The 13,487-nt window shown below is 71.4% G+C and carries 16 protein-coding genes; 9 read left to right on the top strand and 7 right to left on the bottom strand.

Annotation, left to right across the window (positions count from 1 at the left end; translation table 11 throughout):
• Window positions 1-11 precede the first annotated feature (11 nt).
• From KIP79_RS15230 to KIP79_RS15220, 3 genes are all read right to left on the bottom strand, one after another.
• Window positions 12-1,367 (bottom strand): hypothetical protein, encoded by a 1,356-nt coding sequence (locus KIP79_RS15230; protein ID WP_214105444.1) that lies wholly within the window; start codon window positions 1,365-1,367, stop codon window positions 12-14.
• Between the two features lie 80 nt (window positions 1,368-1,447).
• Window positions 1,448-1,837 carry a VOC family protein gene (locus KIP79_RS15225; protein WP_250213256.1) on the bottom strand — a complete coding sequence of 130 codons (390 nt, stop codon included), beginning with the start codon at window positions 1,835-1,837 and terminating at the stop codon, window positions 1,448-1,450.
• A 104-nt stretch (window positions 1,838-1,941) separates the two neighbouring features.
• A complete protein-coding gene (locus KIP79_RS15220) occupies window positions 1,942-2,700 on the bottom strand; it encodes a TetR/AcrR family transcriptional regulator (protein ID WP_214105443.1) in 759 nt (252 codons plus the stop codon).
• 56 nt (window positions 2,701-2,756) lie between these two features.
• Here KIP79_RS15220 and KIP79_RS15215 point away from each other — a divergent pair, with 56 nt between their 5' ends.
• From KIP79_RS15215 to KIP79_RS15205, 3 genes are all read left to right on the top strand, one after another.
• Window positions 2,757-3,680: an ATP-binding cassette domain-containing protein gene (locus KIP79_RS15215; protein WP_214105442.1), complete on the top strand. Its 924-nt coding sequence runs from the start codon at window positions 2,757-2,759 to the stop codon at window positions 3,678-3,680.
• Window positions 3,677-4,456 carry an ABC transporter permease gene (locus tag KIP79_RS15210; RefSeq protein WP_214105441.1) on the top strand — a complete coding sequence of 260 codons (780 nt, stop codon included), beginning with the start codon at window positions 3,677-3,679 and terminating at the stop codon, window positions 4,454-4,456. The genes KIP79_RS15215 and KIP79_RS15210 overlap by 4 nt, the downstream gene beginning before the upstream one ends.
• A 73-nt stretch (window positions 4,457-4,529) precedes the next feature.
• On the top strand, window positions 4,530-5,273 hold the full coding sequence (locus tag KIP79_RS15205; protein WP_214105440.1) for an SRPBCC family protein: 744 nt from the start codon (window positions 4,530-4,532) through the stop codon (window positions 5,271-5,273).
• A gap of 15 nt (window positions 5,274-5,288) precedes the next feature.
• On the opposite strand, the gene KIP79_RS15200 is transcribed toward KIP79_RS15205, so the two are convergent.
• Both KIP79_RS15200 and KIP79_RS15195 read right to left on the bottom strand, forming a co-directional pair.
• Complete coding sequence (locus KIP79_RS15200) at window positions 5,289-5,714, bottom strand: YkvA family protein (protein WP_214105439.1); 426 nt, start codon at window positions 5,712-5,714, stop codon at window positions 5,289-5,291.
• A 76-nt stretch (window positions 5,715-5,790) separates the two neighbouring features.
• Window positions 5,791-6,243 carry a nitroreductase/quinone reductase family protein gene (locus tag KIP79_RS15195; protein WP_214105438.1) on the bottom strand — a complete coding sequence of 151 codons (453 nt, stop codon included), beginning with the start codon at window positions 6,241-6,243 and terminating at the stop codon, window positions 5,791-5,793.
• Window positions 6,244-6,319: 76 nt separating this feature from the next.
• Here KIP79_RS15195 and KIP79_RS48365 point away from each other — a divergent pair, with 76 nt between their 5' ends.
• The 4 genes from KIP79_RS48365 (at window position 6,320) to KIP79_RS15175 (ending at window position 10,445) form a co-directional block, all read left to right on the top strand.
• Window positions 6,320-6,811, top strand: coding sequence for a MarR family winged helix-turn-helix transcriptional regulator (locus KIP79_RS48365; RefSeq protein ID WP_214105437.1), 492 nt, complete (start codon window positions 6,320-6,322; stop codon window positions 6,809-6,811).
• 70 nt (window positions 6,812-6,881) lie between these two features.
• Window positions 6,882-7,337 carry a helix-turn-helix transcriptional regulator gene (locus KIP79_RS15185; RefSeq protein WP_372453584.1) on the top strand — a complete coding sequence of 152 codons (456 nt, stop codon included), beginning with the start codon at window positions 6,882-6,884 and terminating at the stop codon, window positions 7,335-7,337.
• Between the two features lie 5 nt (window positions 7,338-7,342).
• Window positions 7,343-7,753 carry a VOC family protein gene (locus KIP79_RS15180; protein ID WP_214105435.1) on the top strand — a complete coding sequence of 137 codons (411 nt, stop codon included), beginning with the start codon at window positions 7,343-7,345 and terminating at the stop codon, window positions 7,751-7,753.
• Window positions 7,754-8,048: 295 nt separating this feature from the next.
• The gene (locus tag KIP79_RS15175; protein ID WP_214105434.1) at window positions 8,049-10,445 is read left to right on the top strand and encodes an ATP-binding cassette domain-containing protein; all 2,397 of its coding nucleotides are present in this window, start codon (window positions 8,049-8,051) and stop codon (window positions 10,443-10,445) included.
• Between the two features lie 243 nt (window positions 10,446-10,688).
• On the opposite strand, the gene KIP79_RS15170 is transcribed toward KIP79_RS15175, so the two are convergent.
• The gene (locus KIP79_RS15170; protein ID WP_214105433.1) at window positions 10,689-10,844 is read right to left on the bottom strand and encodes a hypothetical protein; all 156 of its coding nucleotides are present in this window, start codon (window positions 10,842-10,844) and stop codon (window positions 10,689-10,691) included.
• Window positions 10,841-11,731 carry a universal stress protein gene (locus KIP79_RS15165; RefSeq protein ID WP_250213255.1) on the bottom strand — a complete coding sequence of 297 codons (891 nt, stop codon included), beginning with the start codon at window positions 11,729-11,731 and terminating at the stop codon, window positions 10,841-10,843. Before KIP79_RS15165 ends, KIP79_RS15170 begins: the two co-directional genes overlap by 4 nt.
• 277 nt (window positions 11,732-12,008) lie before the next feature.
• Between KIP79_RS15165 and KIP79_RS15160 the strand changes: the two genes are divergently transcribed.
• Together KIP79_RS15160 and KIP79_RS15155 are read left to right on the top strand one after the other, a co-directional pair.
• Entirely contained in the window at window positions 12,009-12,500 is a 492-nt protein-coding gene (locus KIP79_RS15160; RefSeq protein WP_214105432.1) for a hypothetical protein, read from the top strand.
• Window positions 12,501-12,577: 77 nt separating this feature from the next.
• On the top strand, window positions 12,578-13,486 hold the full coding sequence (locus tag KIP79_RS15155; protein ID WP_214105431.1) for a DUF4097 family beta strand repeat-containing protein: 909 nt from the start codon (window positions 12,578-12,580) through the stop codon (window positions 13,484-13,486).
• The last annotated feature ends 1 nt before the right edge of the window (window position 13,487 follow it).

Genomic DNA, 13,487 nt, shown 5'->3' with positions numbered 1-13,487 from the left:
AGCTGGTCGCGTCACGAGGTCGGGCGGTGGACGACGGTCTTCTGGCCGCTACCCGGATAGATCATGATCAGGATGTGCTGGGGGGTGAACGCCTCCCAGTCCGGCTCCCGGTAGTGCACGCGGATGCGGTAGTGGCCTTTGCCGCGGAAGGCCAGGTTCGGCAGCGGATCTCCCCCCATGGGGTCCCTAAGTTCGATCTGCCCGGTGGGGCTGCGGTAGCCGACCTCCACCACGTGGTCCCACGTCTTCACCTCAAGGGGTGGCCGCTTCCGGTAGGTCTCGGCGGTGACGCAGATGTCGTAGTCGGAGTGGCTGAGGATCATCAGATGGCCGGGGAGGGCGGCGACCAGGCCGTCGCGCTGGGCGGCCTCCAGAAGCCCGTCCTCGTACGGGTCCGGCTGGCCCTCGGTGTACTCGTAGGATTCCAGGACGCCGTAGTCGGTCCACATGAGCCGGCGGGTCACCTCGACCGGCTTGGCCGGCGGCCGGTGCGGGGACATGTCGCAGGTCTTCTGGGCCGCGACGTCCTGTGCCTGGTAGGCGGCCTCTTCGGAGTCCAGTTGGGCCTGGACGTAGCGCGCCGCCGCGGGGCAGATGGGCGCGATCAGCCACGGTTCGGCGCCCTTGCCGGGGTAGGCGTCGCACATCGCCCGGCCGTAGGCGAGCAGGTCCCGGTCGGAGACGCGGGCGAAGGCGTCGCCTGATCGCGCCTGGCAGAGGAAGGCCCTCTCCCCGGTGCGGACCTTCGGCGGGTAGCTGTAGTCGGGTTCGCAGTCGCCCTTGGTGATCCCGCCCGAGATCAGGTCGGCGGCCGGCAGGAACGCCAGCAGGCCCAGGACCGCCAGACCGGCCGCGCCGCGCCGGAACCAGCTGGCCCGCAGCACCCTCACGATCCGGTGCTTGGGCACCCGGACGGCCGCCAGCACGCAGAACGCCGCCACCAGAGGGGCGATGTCCGCGCCGAGGAAGAACCACACCCCCTGCAGGCCGCCCCAGGATTCGACGCACCCGCGTTCGATGGCGAGGTCCGCCGCGAACGCCAGCGGCCCGATGCTGTTCAGTGTCAGCAGCAGCCCCGCCAGTACGCGGGCGATCACCCGGCCGGCCTTGTCCCGGCCCCGCCTCACCGCCCACCAGTACGCCAGGAACGCGATGACCACGGCCGGGGCCCCGCCGTACCAGACCAGCGGCAGCCAGGCGTAGATCGGCCACATCCACGCCATGAGCTCGAAGTAGATCTCCTGCCCCGGGCACGGGCCGAAGCCGAACATGCCGAAGCTGGTTTCGGAGCCGGTGAGCAGGTGGACCGCCTGCGCGGTCGAGACGAGCAGGGCGGCGGCCCACCACGTACGCGATCTCCACGACACGAGGAGCCACCGTAGCGGGCCCGACCGACATATCCGGCTTCGTCGGCCGGTTCAGGCCGTCACGACCGGTCGGGCCGTGGTCAGTCCTCCTGTAGGACGGACAGGATGTTTCCGGCCGGGTCCTTGAACCAGGCGATCAGGGGGCCGCCCAGCCGGAAGATGCCCTGATCGTCCACGCCCTCATAGTGTTCGAAGACCACCCCGCGCGACTTCAGTTCCGCCACGGCCTTGTCGATGTCGGGGACGGGGAAGTTGAGCGTGGTGTAGGTGGCGGGGACGTGCTGGTCGCCCTTGGGGTAGACGAGGGTGTCGCGGTCGCCGGCCAGGTGCAGGAAGAGCAGGCCGTTGCGCTCGCTCACCCGCAGGCCGAGGGTCTCGGCGTAGAACTTGCGGGCCGGGCCGATGTCGTCGACCGAGAACCCGCTGAAAGCTTTGGTGTTCTCGAACATGATGTTCCCTCCGGAGATCATTGGTACCCAGGAGACCGCTTGGACCACGCTAACCCTCCGGCGGCCCCGGCCGCTGCCCGCCGTCGTGCTCTCCTTGGAGACAGTCGAGGAGGTCGGCGGCAGGCTCAGCCGCTGCGGCCGCTGACCAGCACGGCGATGCCGTCCAGCACCCGGGCCAGCCCGAACTCGAAGGCGTGGAGCGGATCGTAGGCGGCCTGGTGCTCCTGCCCGGCGGCGGTGCCGACCCGGGAGGCGATCGGGAAGCGCCGGGGGTCGACCAGCGCGCCCAGCACCGGGGCGTGCGCCTCCCACCACTGTTCGTCGGTCATCCCGGTCGCCCCGGAGGCGGCCGAGGACTCCAGCGCGCCGCGGGCCGCGCCGTGCACGAACCCGGAGACCAGGGTGACCACCGCGTCCATCTCCAGGTCGGTCAGGCCGATGCCCTCCACGGCCGACAGTTCGTATTCGTACTTGGCGATGGCGTTGGGCCCCAGCGGGGGGCGGCCGGCGGCCACCTGGAGGAGCCACGGGTGGCGCCGGTAGAGGGCCCACTGCTCGCGGGCGATCAGTTCCAGCCGGGCCCGCCAGCCGCCGGGGGTCTCGGGGCGGGGCAGTTCGCCGTAGACGGTGTCGATCATGACGTCGATCAGTTCGGCCTTGCCCGGCACGTAGGTGTACAGCGACATGACGCCCACGCCCAGGGCCTCGGCCACTTTCCGCATCGACAGCGCGGCCAGGCCCTCGGCGTCGCCCACCTCGATGGCGGCCCGCACGATGCGCTCCACGCTCAGCCCCTTGCGGGGGGCCCGCTCCTGCCCGGGTGTCCGCCACAGCAGCGCCAGGCTGCGCGCGGGGTCCCCGGTGCCGCTGTACTCGACGCCCATGGTGCCGCTCAGGCTACCCGCACCATGAACCGTATGCTGTACGGTACAGTGTACGGATGATCAGTGTTCAAGATCTGGGCAAGCGCTACGGCGCCACCCCCGCCCTGGACGGCCTCCACCTGGAGGTGCCGGAGGGCACCGTGCACGGCCTGCTCGGCCCCAACGGAGCAGGCAAGACCACCCTCGTCCGCATCCTCACCACGCTGCTGCGCCCCGACACCGGCCAGGCCCGGGTGGCCGGTCTGGACGTGCGCACCGAGGCCGCGCGGGTGCGCCGCCGCATCGGCCTGGTCGGCCAGCACGCCGCCGTCGACGAGATCCTCACCGGCCGCCAGAACCTGGAGATGTTCGGCCGCCTGTCCCACCTGGGCGCCCGAGCCGCCACCGGCCGCGCCGCCGACCTGCTGGAACGCTTCGGCCTCACCGAGGCGGCCGCCCGGCCGGTCAACGGCTACTCCGGCGGCATGCGCCGCCGTCTGGACCTGGCCGCCGGGCTCATCCTCTCCCCGCCTGTGCTGTTCCTGGACGAGCCCACCACCGGCCTCGACCCGCGCGGCCGCGCCGAGGTCTGGTCGGCGGTACGCGAGCTGGCCGGCCAGGGCACCACCGTGCTGCTGACCACCCAGTACCTGGAGGAGGCCGACCAGCTGGCCGGGCAGGTCTCGATCATCGACGCCGGGAAGGTGGTGGCCGCCGGCACCCCCGCCGAGCTGAAGGCCGTCGTCGGCGACCGGATCGAGGTGGTCGCCCGGCACGCCGGCGACCTGCCCGCCGTGGCCGCCCTGCTCGGGCCGCAGGCCCGCGTCGAGGCCGACGAGCTGCGGGTCAGCGCGCCGGCGGCGGACCGGGTGGGGGCGCTCACGCATGCCGTACAGGCCTTGGCCGAGGCCGGGATCGACATCGCCGACCTGGGCGTGCGGCGGCCGACCCTGGACGAGGTGTTCCTGCGCCTGACCGAGAAGATGGAGGTTTCCCGATGAGATGGGCTCTGGCCGACGGCTGGACGATCACCCGCCGCGACCTGGCGCACTGGGGCGCCAGGCCCGGGCAGTTCGCGGTCACCCTGCTGTTCCCCGTGCTGATCACGCTCATGTTCGGCTACCTGTTCGGCGGCGGCCTGAACGTGCCCGGCGGGGACTACCGCTCCTATCTGATGCCCGGCATGTTCACCATGACCATGCTGTTCGGCCTGGAGACCACGTTCGCGGCGGTGGCCGCCGACGCCCGGCGCGGCATCACCGACCGGTTCCGGTCGCTGCCGATGGCGTCCTCGGCGGTGGTGTCCGGCCGGGCCGCCGCCGACCTGCTGGCCTCCGCGCTGACCCTGGCCGTGCTGATGGCCTGCGGCCTGGCCGTCGGCTGGCGGCCCGAGGCCGGTCCTGGCGCGGCGCCGGCGGCGGTGGGCCTGCTGCTGTGGCTGCGCTTCTCCCTGCTGTGGCTGGGCATCTACCTGGGGTTGCGCGCGACCGGCCCGGAGGCGGTGGCCACGGTGCAGATCCTGGTCTGGCCGGTGGCCTTCCTGTCCGGCGTGCTGGTCTCCCCCGCCACCATGCCCGGCTGGCTGGGCGCGCTCGCCGAGTGGAACCCGCTGTCGGCCACCGCCGCCGCGGCCCGCGAGCTGTTCGGCAACCCCGGCTGGGAGAGCGGCTCGGTGGCCGCCGAGTACGGGCCGGCCCTGGCCGTCGCCTGGCCCGCCCTGCTGACGGCGGTCTTCTTCCCCCTGTCGGTACGGGCGTTCCGGCGGCTGAACCGCTGACCCCGGATTGACACCCGGCGATCGCCGGTGGCACCGTGGCCAGCCGGTGGAACACAAGAGATCGACGGGGAACATGGCGCACGAATTCGAGGTACGCGAGGAGCTCACCCTGGCGGCCACCCCCGACGAGGTCTGGGCGGCGATCGCCACCGGCCCCGGGGTCGACTCCTGGTTCATGGGACGCAACGAGATCGAGCCCCGGGAGGGCGGCACCGCCCGGCAGACCATCATGGGCGTCACCACCGAGTCCACCGTCACCGCCTGGGAGCCCGGCCTCCGCTACGCCCACCGCACGCCGGAGGGTCCCGACGGCGCGTTCATGGCCTTCGAGTACCTGATCCAGGGCCGCGAGGACGGCACCACCGTGCTCCGCCTGGTCCACAACGGCTTCCTGGGCGACGACTGGGAGGCCGAGTACGAGGCGCTCAGCGTCGGCGACGGCGTCTACCTGCGTAAACTCGCCGCCTACCTGTCCCGTTTCCCCGGCCGCACCTCCGCCTACGACATCTTCGCCGTCGGCCCCCAGGCCCCGGCCGCCGCGGTCGGGGCCGCCTTCCAGGCGGCCTTCGGCCTGTCCGGCCCGCCGGTGGCGGGCGCGCCGATGCGCGTGTCGGTGGACGGCCTGCCGCCCGCCGCCGGGCAGGTGCTGTTCGCCACCGCCGGTTTCCTGGGCGCCGCCACCGACGACACCCTCTACATGCTGATCCACGGCCTGCACGACGCCGTGGTCGTCCAGCACCACTCCTTCTCCGGCCACCCGGAGAAGGCCGAGGCCGCGGCGGCCTGGCAGGAGTGGCTGTCCACCCGCTTCGCCTGACGGTTCGGGCGATGGTTACTGGTCGGGCGGCTTGCCGAGCCCGGTGAGCGTGGCCAGGGCGGCGAAGCCGTCGTCGGTGCCGGGCCAGTTCCTGCGCACGGCCGCCAGTCCGGCGCGGCGGACGACCGAGCGCAGTACGGCGGTGACGATGATGGCGTCGTCGGCGTAGCCGAGGATCGGGATGAAGTCGGGCACCAGGTCGATGGGGAAGGCCAGGTAGGCCAGCAGCAGCGCGAGCCGGACGCGGACGCCGCGCGGCAGGGCGGGGTCGGCGGCCAGGCGGCGCACCAGGCGCAGCACGTCGGGCAGCAGCCGCAGCGCCTCGCGTAGCAGGCCGCCACGGGGGCGCAGGATCGCCAGTGCGCCGATCAGGGCCAGCCAGGTGATCAGCAGGGTGGCGGTGATCCCGATCAGCAGGTCCCAGCCCCATGATCCGGTCATGTGTCCTCGCCGCCGCCGGGGCTTACCACCATAGCGCCGGGCGCCCTGCAGGGGGCGCCCGAATCTACCACCTGCGTCACTGGGGTGTCAGGCGGATGATCGGGAGTTCGCGGTCGGTCTTCTGCTGGTACTGGGCGAAGCGGGGGGCGGCGGTGGTGATCCGGTGCCAGGCCTGGTCGCGTTCGGTGCCGTGGAGTTGGTCGGGGGTCACGGCGATCGTGCGGCCCTCGACCTCGATCCGGACGCGATCGGGGTGGGCGGCGAGGTTGTAGTACCAGGCCGGGTTCGCTGCGGCTCCGGCCGCCGAGGCCACGATCAGGTAGGTGCCGTCCGGGCCGGGGAACCAGCCGACCGGGGTGGTCCGCTCGGCTCCGCTCTTGCGGCCGACGGTGGTCAGGATCAGGGCGTTGAAGCCCATGAAGGTGCCGCCGCGGCGGATCCGCCTGGCCATCATCTTGTTCATCCAGCGGAACGCCCACCCGGCGGGCTGGCGGCTGCCGCGGGTTCCTGCACGTGTGTCGAAGCTCATGTGACCCTCCTTTAGAGTTCGTTAATGGAGCGTACTGTATGCGGCATTAACTATATGCATCATGTACCGTAGTGGGGTGACCACAACGGGGCAACCGATCGCGGACGCGAATCCGGCGGCAGTGGCCGGATGCGGAGCGGGCGCGGACGCGGATGTCGCCACCGGGCTGGTCCAGCTCACCGGGCTGGTGCAGGGGATCTACGCACGTGTCTCCGAACGCCACGACCTGACCCCCGTCCAGGCGAAGCTCCTGTGCGTGCTGCTGGGCGGACCCAGGGGCATGGCCGATCTCGCGAACTTCTTTGGCGTGGAGAAGGCCGCCCTCACCGGTCTGATGGACCGGGCCGAACGGCGGGGCCTGGCCAGGCGCTCCCCCGTGCCGGGCGACCGCCGCGCTCTGCAGGCGACCCTGACCGACGCCGGCCACCAGGCGGCGACCACCTTCCACGCCGAGGTGAGCGCGGAGCTCGGCCGCCTCCTCTCGGCGCTGGCACCCGAGGACCGCGAGCACTTCGGCAGGACGATGATGGAGATCATCACACGGTGCGGGACCGCGGATCGTCCCTGACCTTCCCCGGGTCGCAACCTCCCGCGATCCCCGGGGGCGGCGCTGGGCATCTTCGGTGGGATATGGCACGATTTCGCAGGTGACCAGCAGAGATGCCGCTGCGCACCTGCGCGACCTCGCGCGGCTACGCAGCGTTCGTGACCGGATCGACCGGGAGTACGCGCAGCCGCTGGACGTCGAGGCGCTCGCCCGCGGCGTGCACATGTCGGCCGGGCACCTCAGCCGCCAGTTCCGCCTCGCCTACGGTGAGTCGCCGTACGGCTACCTGATGACGCGGCGCATCGAGCGCGCGATGGCGCTGCTGCGTCGTGGCGACCTCAGCGTCACCGAGGTCTGTTTCGCCGTCGGCTGCTCCTCGCTCGGCACCTTCAGCACCCGCTTCACCGAGTTGGTCGGCATGCCGCCCAGCACCTACCGGCGCCAGGCGGCGAGCGCGACGGCGGGCATGCCGTCGTGCGTGGCTAAGCAGGTGACCAGACCGGTCAGGAATCGAGAAGCGCGGGTCGCCGAGCCGCAATTAGCCTGACCTGCATGGACATCACCATTCACGCGAGTTTCCTCCCGCAGGACGACCCGGACGCCGCCCTGGCCTTCTACCGCGACACCCTCGGCTTCGAGGTCCGCAACGACGTCGGATACGGCGGGATGCGCTGGATCACGGTCGGCCCCGCCGACCAGCCCGGCACCTCCATCGTGCTGCACCCGCCGGGCGTCGACCCCGGCATCACCGACGACGAGCGCCGCATCATCGTCGAGATGATGGCCAAGGGCACCTACGGCGGCATCATCCTGGCCACCAAGGACCTCGACGGCACCTTCGAGCGGCTGCAGGCCGGCGACGCCGACGTCGTCCAGGAGCCGACCGAGCAGCCGTACGGGATCCGCGACTGCGCCGTCCGCGACCCCGCGGGCAACATGATCCGTATCCAGCAGCTGCGCTGAACCGTCCAGCGATCACAGGCACGACCTGCACAGACGGCACCGTGCAGGAGTCCGGACACGACGCCGGTGGCCGCCGGGCGGCCACCGGCGTCCAAACCCCTGGGGCGAGGTCCCCGAGCTGCTCCCCCACCGCGAACACCCCCGATCGGGTAGACAGTGGGCTGTTGCCGCGACCGCGGCGACGAAAGAAACCAGACGTACTGCTCGAAGCTGGTTGGATCAAGCGACGCCGACGGAGACCGCGAAGGCGGGCCCGCCCAACTGATCCCGCCCGACAGATGGAGACATGATGAGCATGGCCACGAGCACGGACACGCAGTCGCCCGCGCCGCACGTTGCCGACAACCACGATCTGATCCGCGTGCACGGCGCACGCGAGAACAACCTCAAGGACGTCAGCATCGAGCTCCCCAAGCGCAGGCTGACGGTGTTCACCGGTGTCTCGGGCTCGGGCAAGAGCTCTCTGGTGTTCAGCACGATCGCCGCGGAGTCGCAGCGGCTGATCAACGAGACCTACAGCGCCTTCGTGCAGGGCTTCATGCCGACGCTGGCGCGGCCCGAGGTCGACGTGCTCGACGGGCTGACGACCGCGATCATCGTCGACCAGCAGCGGATGGGCGCCGACCCCCGCTCCACCGTCGGGACCGCCACCGACACCAACGCGATGCTGCGCATCCTGTTCAGCCGGCTCGGGCAGCCGCACATCGGCTCGCCCAACGCCTTCTCCTTCAACGTCCCCACGGTCAGGGCGAGCGGCGCGATCACGGTCGAACGCGGCGCCGCCAAGGCCGTCAAGCAGACCTTCACCCGCATGGGCGGCATGTGTACGCGCTGCGAAGGCCGCGGCAGGGTCTCCGACATCGACCTCACCCAGCTGTTCGACGACGACAAGTCGATCGCCGAGGGCGCGATCACCGTCCCCGGCTACCGGACCGACAACTTCTGGACCGTGCGGATCTACGCCGAGTCGGGCTTCCTCGACCCGAAGAAGCCGATCCGCGAGTACACCAAGCAGGAGATGCACGACTTCCTCTACAAGGAGCCGACCAAGGTGAAGGTCGAGGGCGTGAACCTCACCTACGAGGGGCTGGTCCCCAAGATCCAGAAGTCGATGCTGTCCAAGGACAAGGAGGCGATGCAGCCGCACATCCGGGCGTTCGTGGAGCGGGCGGTCACCTTCACCGCGTGCCCCGAGTGCGGCGGCACCCGGCTCAGCGAGGCGGCCAGGTCCTCCAAGATCAAGGGGATCAGCATCGCCGACGCCTGCGCGATGCAGATCAGCGACCTGGCCGAATGGGTCCGCGGCCTCGACGAGCCGTCGGTGGCGCCGCTGCTGGCCGGACTGCGGCACACCCTGGAGTCGTTCGTGGAGATCGGTCTGGGCTACCTGTCGCTGGAGCGGCCGGCGGGCACGCTGTCGGGCGGCGAGGCGCAGCGGGTCAAGATGATCCGCCACCTCGGCTCCTCGCTCACCGACGTCACCTACGTCTTCGACGAGCCCACCATCGGCCTGCACCCCCATGACATCCAGCGGATGAACGACCTGCTGCTGCGGCTGCGGGACAAGGGCAACACGGTGCTGGTCGTGGAGCACAAGCCGGAGGCGATCGCGATCGCCGACCACGTCGTCGACCTCGGCCCCGGCGCCGGTACGGCGGGCGGCACCGTCTGCTTCCAGGGCACCGTCGAGGGGCTGCGGGCCAGCGGCACCATCACCGGCCGCCACCTGGACGACCGCGCCTCCCTCAAGGAGACGGTGCGGACGCCGGCCGGCCGGCTGGAGATCCGCGGCGCGACCAGGCACAACCTGAACAACGTCGACGTCGACATCCCCCTCGGGGTGCTCGTCGTCGTCACCGGCGTCGCCGGTTCCGGCAAGAGCTCGCTCGTGCACGGGTCGATCCCCGCCCGGGAGGGTGTGGTGTCGGTCGACCAGAGCGCGATCCGCGGCTCGCGGCGGAGCAACCCGGCGACCTACACCGGGCTGCTCGAGCCGATCCGCAAGGCGTTCGCGAAGGCCAACGGCGTGAAGCCGGCGCTGTTCAGCGCCAACTCCGAGGGCGCCTGCCCCAACTGCAACGGCGCCGGCGTCATCTACACCGACCTGGCGATGATGGCCGGCGTCGCCACCACCTGCGAGGAGTGCGAGGGCAAGCGGTTCGATGCGTCGGTGCTGGAGTACCACCTCGGCGGGCGTGACATCAGCGAGGTGCTGGCGATGTCGGTGATCGAGGCCAGGGAGTTCTTCGGCGCCGGTGAGGCGCGTACGCCGGCCGCGCACGCCATCCTCGACCGGCTCGCCGACGTCGGGCTCGGCTACCTCAGCCTCGGCCAGCCGCTCACCACGCTGTCCGGCGGCGAGCGGCAGCGGCTCAAGCTGGCCACCCACATGGCCGACAAGGGCGGCGTCTACGTCCTGGACGAGCCGACCACCGGTCTGCACCTTGCCGACGTCGAGCAGTTGCTCGGCCTGCTCGACCGGCTCGTCGACTCCGGCAAGTCGGTCATCGTCATCGAGCACCACCAGGCGGTCATGGCGCACGCCGACTGGATCATCGACCTCGGCCCCGGCGCCGGCCACGACGGCGGCCGGATCGTCTTCGAGGGCACCCCGGCCGACCTCGTCGCCGCCCGCGCCACCCTCACCGGCGAGCACCTGGCGGCCTACGTGGGTTCGGAAGCGTCGCGGTGACCGAGGCTCCGGTCAGGTAAGTCCCGGCTGTTGACGACAAAGGCAGCAAATCGTCAATTCGGGGAAACACGCAGGTAGGTGGCCAGCGGCAGGGAATAGTGAGCGAGCCTGTGTTCGAGCCTGTGTTCGAGCTCCGCGTCGAGGAGGGCCGTCGCCGATCTCGCCGCCCTGACGATCGTGAGATCTTCGGCGGGTGCCCGATGAACTCCACGCGAGACCCAAGGTCAGTGGGGAGCAGGTGAGTCAGGGCTGATCTTCCGGAGGGAGGACCGGCTGGAGCCGGAACAGTGCGGGACCGGCACCGCGGCCCGCCGTCCTCCGGCCGGGATGGCGTCCGGCGAGCGCGGTGAGCAGATCGATCACTGTGATCAGGCCGACCAGCGTGCCACCGGCTTTCATGATCGGATCACCGCCACCGGGCAGTGAGCGTGATGCAGCACGGCGCGGCTGACCGAGCCGAGCACGACCGAGCCGATCGCGCCTCGGCCGTGGGAACCGACCACGAGCAGCGCAGCCCCGGTGGACGCCTCGGTGAGAGCGTCCACCGGGTGCGCGCACGGCACCTCCAGCGACACCTCGACCTCGGGGAACTTCCTCCGCCACGGCGCGAGCTTGGCCGCGGCCGTCTCCTCCCGGTCGCGCCTGACCTCTGCCATGTCCCAGACCGAGGACGGCGCGTAGGCCATGGCCGCGCCGTACGGGCCGGCGAGCAGTTGCCAGGCGTACACGGCCCGGATCCGGGCGCCGCGCAGGCGGGCCTGCTCGAAGGCGTAGGCGAGCGCCGGCTCGCACTCCTCGGAGTCGTCGACGCCCACCACGACGTCGCCATGGTTGCCGTCCGTCCGCGCTTCCCCGTCCGGGCGCACCACGACGACGGGGCCGTGCGCCTGCCCGGCCACGTGCGTGCTCACCGACCCCAGCAGGGTCCCGGCGAAACCGCCCAGGCCACGGCAGCCGAGCACCAGTTCGGAGCGGGGCGTCACCTGCTCGCGCAGGACCTTGGCCGGCACTCCCTTCAGCACTTCGGTGCTCGTCCGGATTTCCGGCCGGTGCTCACGCGCGACGGTCTCGGCCTCCGCGAGGATCCGCTCGGCGGCCTCGGCCACCGCCTCGGGGACCTCTGGGGGGAACTTGGAGATGTCGTACGGCCAGAATTCGAGCACGTGGACGATGCGCAGCGGCAGGTGCCTGCGCGCGGCCTCGTCGGCGGCCCACAACACCGCCTCGGTCGCACCGGGCGAACCGTCCACGCCGACAACGATCGATTCGGTCACATCATCGGCCATGTCATCGTCTCCCCTTGTCCGGACCCGTCACCTTGAGGATCGACAACACCGGCCACCGATCCCAGGGTCCAAGGTCCACCCGCCCAGCATCCTTGGCCCCTGCCCGGATGTCCCGCACCCACTCGATGTACCCCCGGTCAAGGCAGATGAGCTGTCGTTTTACCGACCCTCGACCTTTTGCGCCGGGAGTGTTCGGTTGTGGGAAGGCTCGCGTGCCATGTGCCAGTGGTGCCAATAGTGGCTATTCATGATGCCATGGATGTGCCATAGTGGTGCCATGGATCTCACGCCGTATGTCGACAACCTCCGGCACGAACTCGCGCTCGCCGCGGAGGCGGGCGGCGAGCAGGCCCGTGCCCTGGCCGAGCGGCTGACCGCGCCCCTGGAGTCGGCCGTCCGGCTGACCCTGCTGGGCGCGCTGTCGGCCGCCATGGACGAGGTGACCCGCGACCTGGCGCCCGGCTCCGTCGACGTACGGCTGCGCGGCGTCGACCCCGAGTTCGTGGTGAACAACCCGCCGCCGGCCCCGGAACCGTACGGCGAGAGTCGTCCCCCCGCTCCGGCGCCCGCCGAGGACGGGGACGGCGGGGCGGCGCGGATCAACTTCCGGCTGCCCGCCCACCTCAAGGCCCGGGTCGAGGAGGCCGCCGGGCAGGAGGGCCTGTCGGTCAACGCCTGGCTGGTTCGGGCCGTGGCCACCGCCCTGGAACCCCGCGAGCGCCCCACCGGCGGCCGCCGCGGCCACGGCTTCACCGGCTGGGTCAGCTGACCCATGCGGTGCCATATGGGCACCATCCCGGCATCACTTCGGCACAGCCATGACACAGCCCTGAGGACGGCACCGCCATGCCCACATTCGACACCCCCGGCCCGATCACCCTCACCCTGGAGTTCGACGTCGGCGCCGCCCACATCACCACCGGCGACCGCGCCGCCGCCACCGTCGAGGTGCTGCCCGCCGACGGCGCCAAGGACCTCGACGTGCAGGCCGTCCAGCAGACCAAGGTCAGCTACGCCGACGGCCGCCTGCTGGTCAAAGGCCCCCGCAAGCGCGGCCTGTTCGGCCGCGTCGGTGCCCTGGACATCAGCGTCGAACTGCCCGCCGGATCACATATCCGAGCCGAGGCCCCCATGGGCGACTTCCGCTGCCAGGGCCAGTACGGCGAATGCCGGATCAAGGCCTCGCTCGGCGACATCCAGCTCGGCCAGGCCGAGACCGCCGAACTGCGCACCGGCCACGGCGACATCCGCGTCACCCGGGTGAGCGGGCCCGCCGAGCTCACCGCCGCCGGGCAGATCACCCTCACCGCCGTCGGCGGCCTGGCCGTCATCAAGAACCTCAACGGCGACACCGCCGTCGGCGAGGCCGCAGCCGGGCTGCGCGCCAACTCCTCCAACGGCCGCATCACCGTCGACCTGGCCCGCGGCCCGGTCGACGCCCGCTCCGCCAACGGCCACATCCACATCGGCGCCGCCCACGCCGGGGTGGAGGCCAAGACCGCCAACGGCGGCATCCGCGTCGCCGAGGCCGCCCGCGGCCGCCTGGTGCTGGAGACCACCACCGGCGACATCGACGTCGGCGTCCGCCCACCGGCCGCCGCCTGGCTGGACGTGCACTCCCGCTACGGCGCCCTGCGCAACTTCCTCACCGCCACCGGCGACCCCGGCCCCGAGGCCGAGACCGTCCAGGTGCACGCCCGCAGCGCCGTCGGCGACATCATCATCCGCCGCCCCACCGAAGGGACACCGCCATGAC

Origin of the sequence: Acrocarpospora catenulata (assembly GCF_018476525.1) — a bacterium.
Lineage (GTDB): Bacteria > Actinomycetota > Actinomycetes > Streptosporangiales > Streptosporangiaceae > Acrocarpospora > Acrocarpospora catenulata.
This window is presented reverse-complemented; position numbering and strand designations above follow the sequence as displayed.

Coding starts and splice junctions, on each gene's coding strand:
- KIP79_RS15225 (WP_250213256.1), bottom strand. CDS start 1,837: ATGATCTCCGGAGGGAACATCATGTTCGAGAACACCAAAGCTTTCAGC.
- KIP79_RS15220 (WP_214105443.1), bottom strand. CDS start 2,700: ATGGGCGTCGAGTACAGCGGCACCGGGGACCCCGCGCGCAGCCTGGCG.
- KIP79_RS15215 (WP_214105442.1), top strand. CDS start 2,757: ATGATCAGTGTTCAAGATCTGGGCAAGCGCTACGGCGCCACCCCCGCC.
- KIP79_RS15210 (WP_214105441.1), top strand. CDS start 3,677: ATGAGATGGGCTCTGGCCGACGGCTGGACGATCACCCGCCGCGACCTG.
- KIP79_RS15205 (WP_214105440.1), top strand. CDS start 4,530: ATGGCGCACGAATTCGAGGTACGCGAGGAGCTCACCCTGGCGGCCACC.
- KIP79_RS15200 (WP_214105439.1), bottom strand. CDS start 5,714: ATGACCGGATCATGGGGCTGGGACCTGCTGATCGGGATCACCGCCACC.
- KIP79_RS15195 (WP_214105438.1), bottom strand. CDS start 6,243: ATGAGCTTCGACACACGTGCAGGAACCCGCGGCAGCCGCCAGCCCGCC.
- KIP79_RS15180 (WP_214105435.1), top strand. CDS start 7,343: ATGGACATCACCATTCACGCGAGTTTCCTCCCGCAGGACGACCCGGAC.
- KIP79_RS15175 (WP_214105434.1), top strand. CDS start 8,049: ATGGCCACGAGCACGGACACGCAGTCGCCCGCGCCGCACGTTGCCGAC.
- KIP79_RS15170 (WP_214105433.1), bottom strand. CDS start 10,844: ATGAAAGCCGGTGGCACGCTGGTCGGCCTGATCACAGTGATCGATCTG.
- KIP79_RS15165 (WP_250213255.1), bottom strand. CDS start 11,731: ATGGCCGATGATGTGACCGAATCGATCGTTGTCGGCGTGGACGGTTCG.
- KIP79_RS15160 (WP_214105432.1), top strand. CDS start 12,009: ATGGATCTCACGCCGTATGTCGACAACCTCCGGCACGAACTCGCGCTC.
- KIP79_RS15155 (WP_214105431.1), top strand. CDS start 12,578: ATGCCCACATTCGACACCCCCGGCCCGATCACCCTCACCCTGGAGTTC.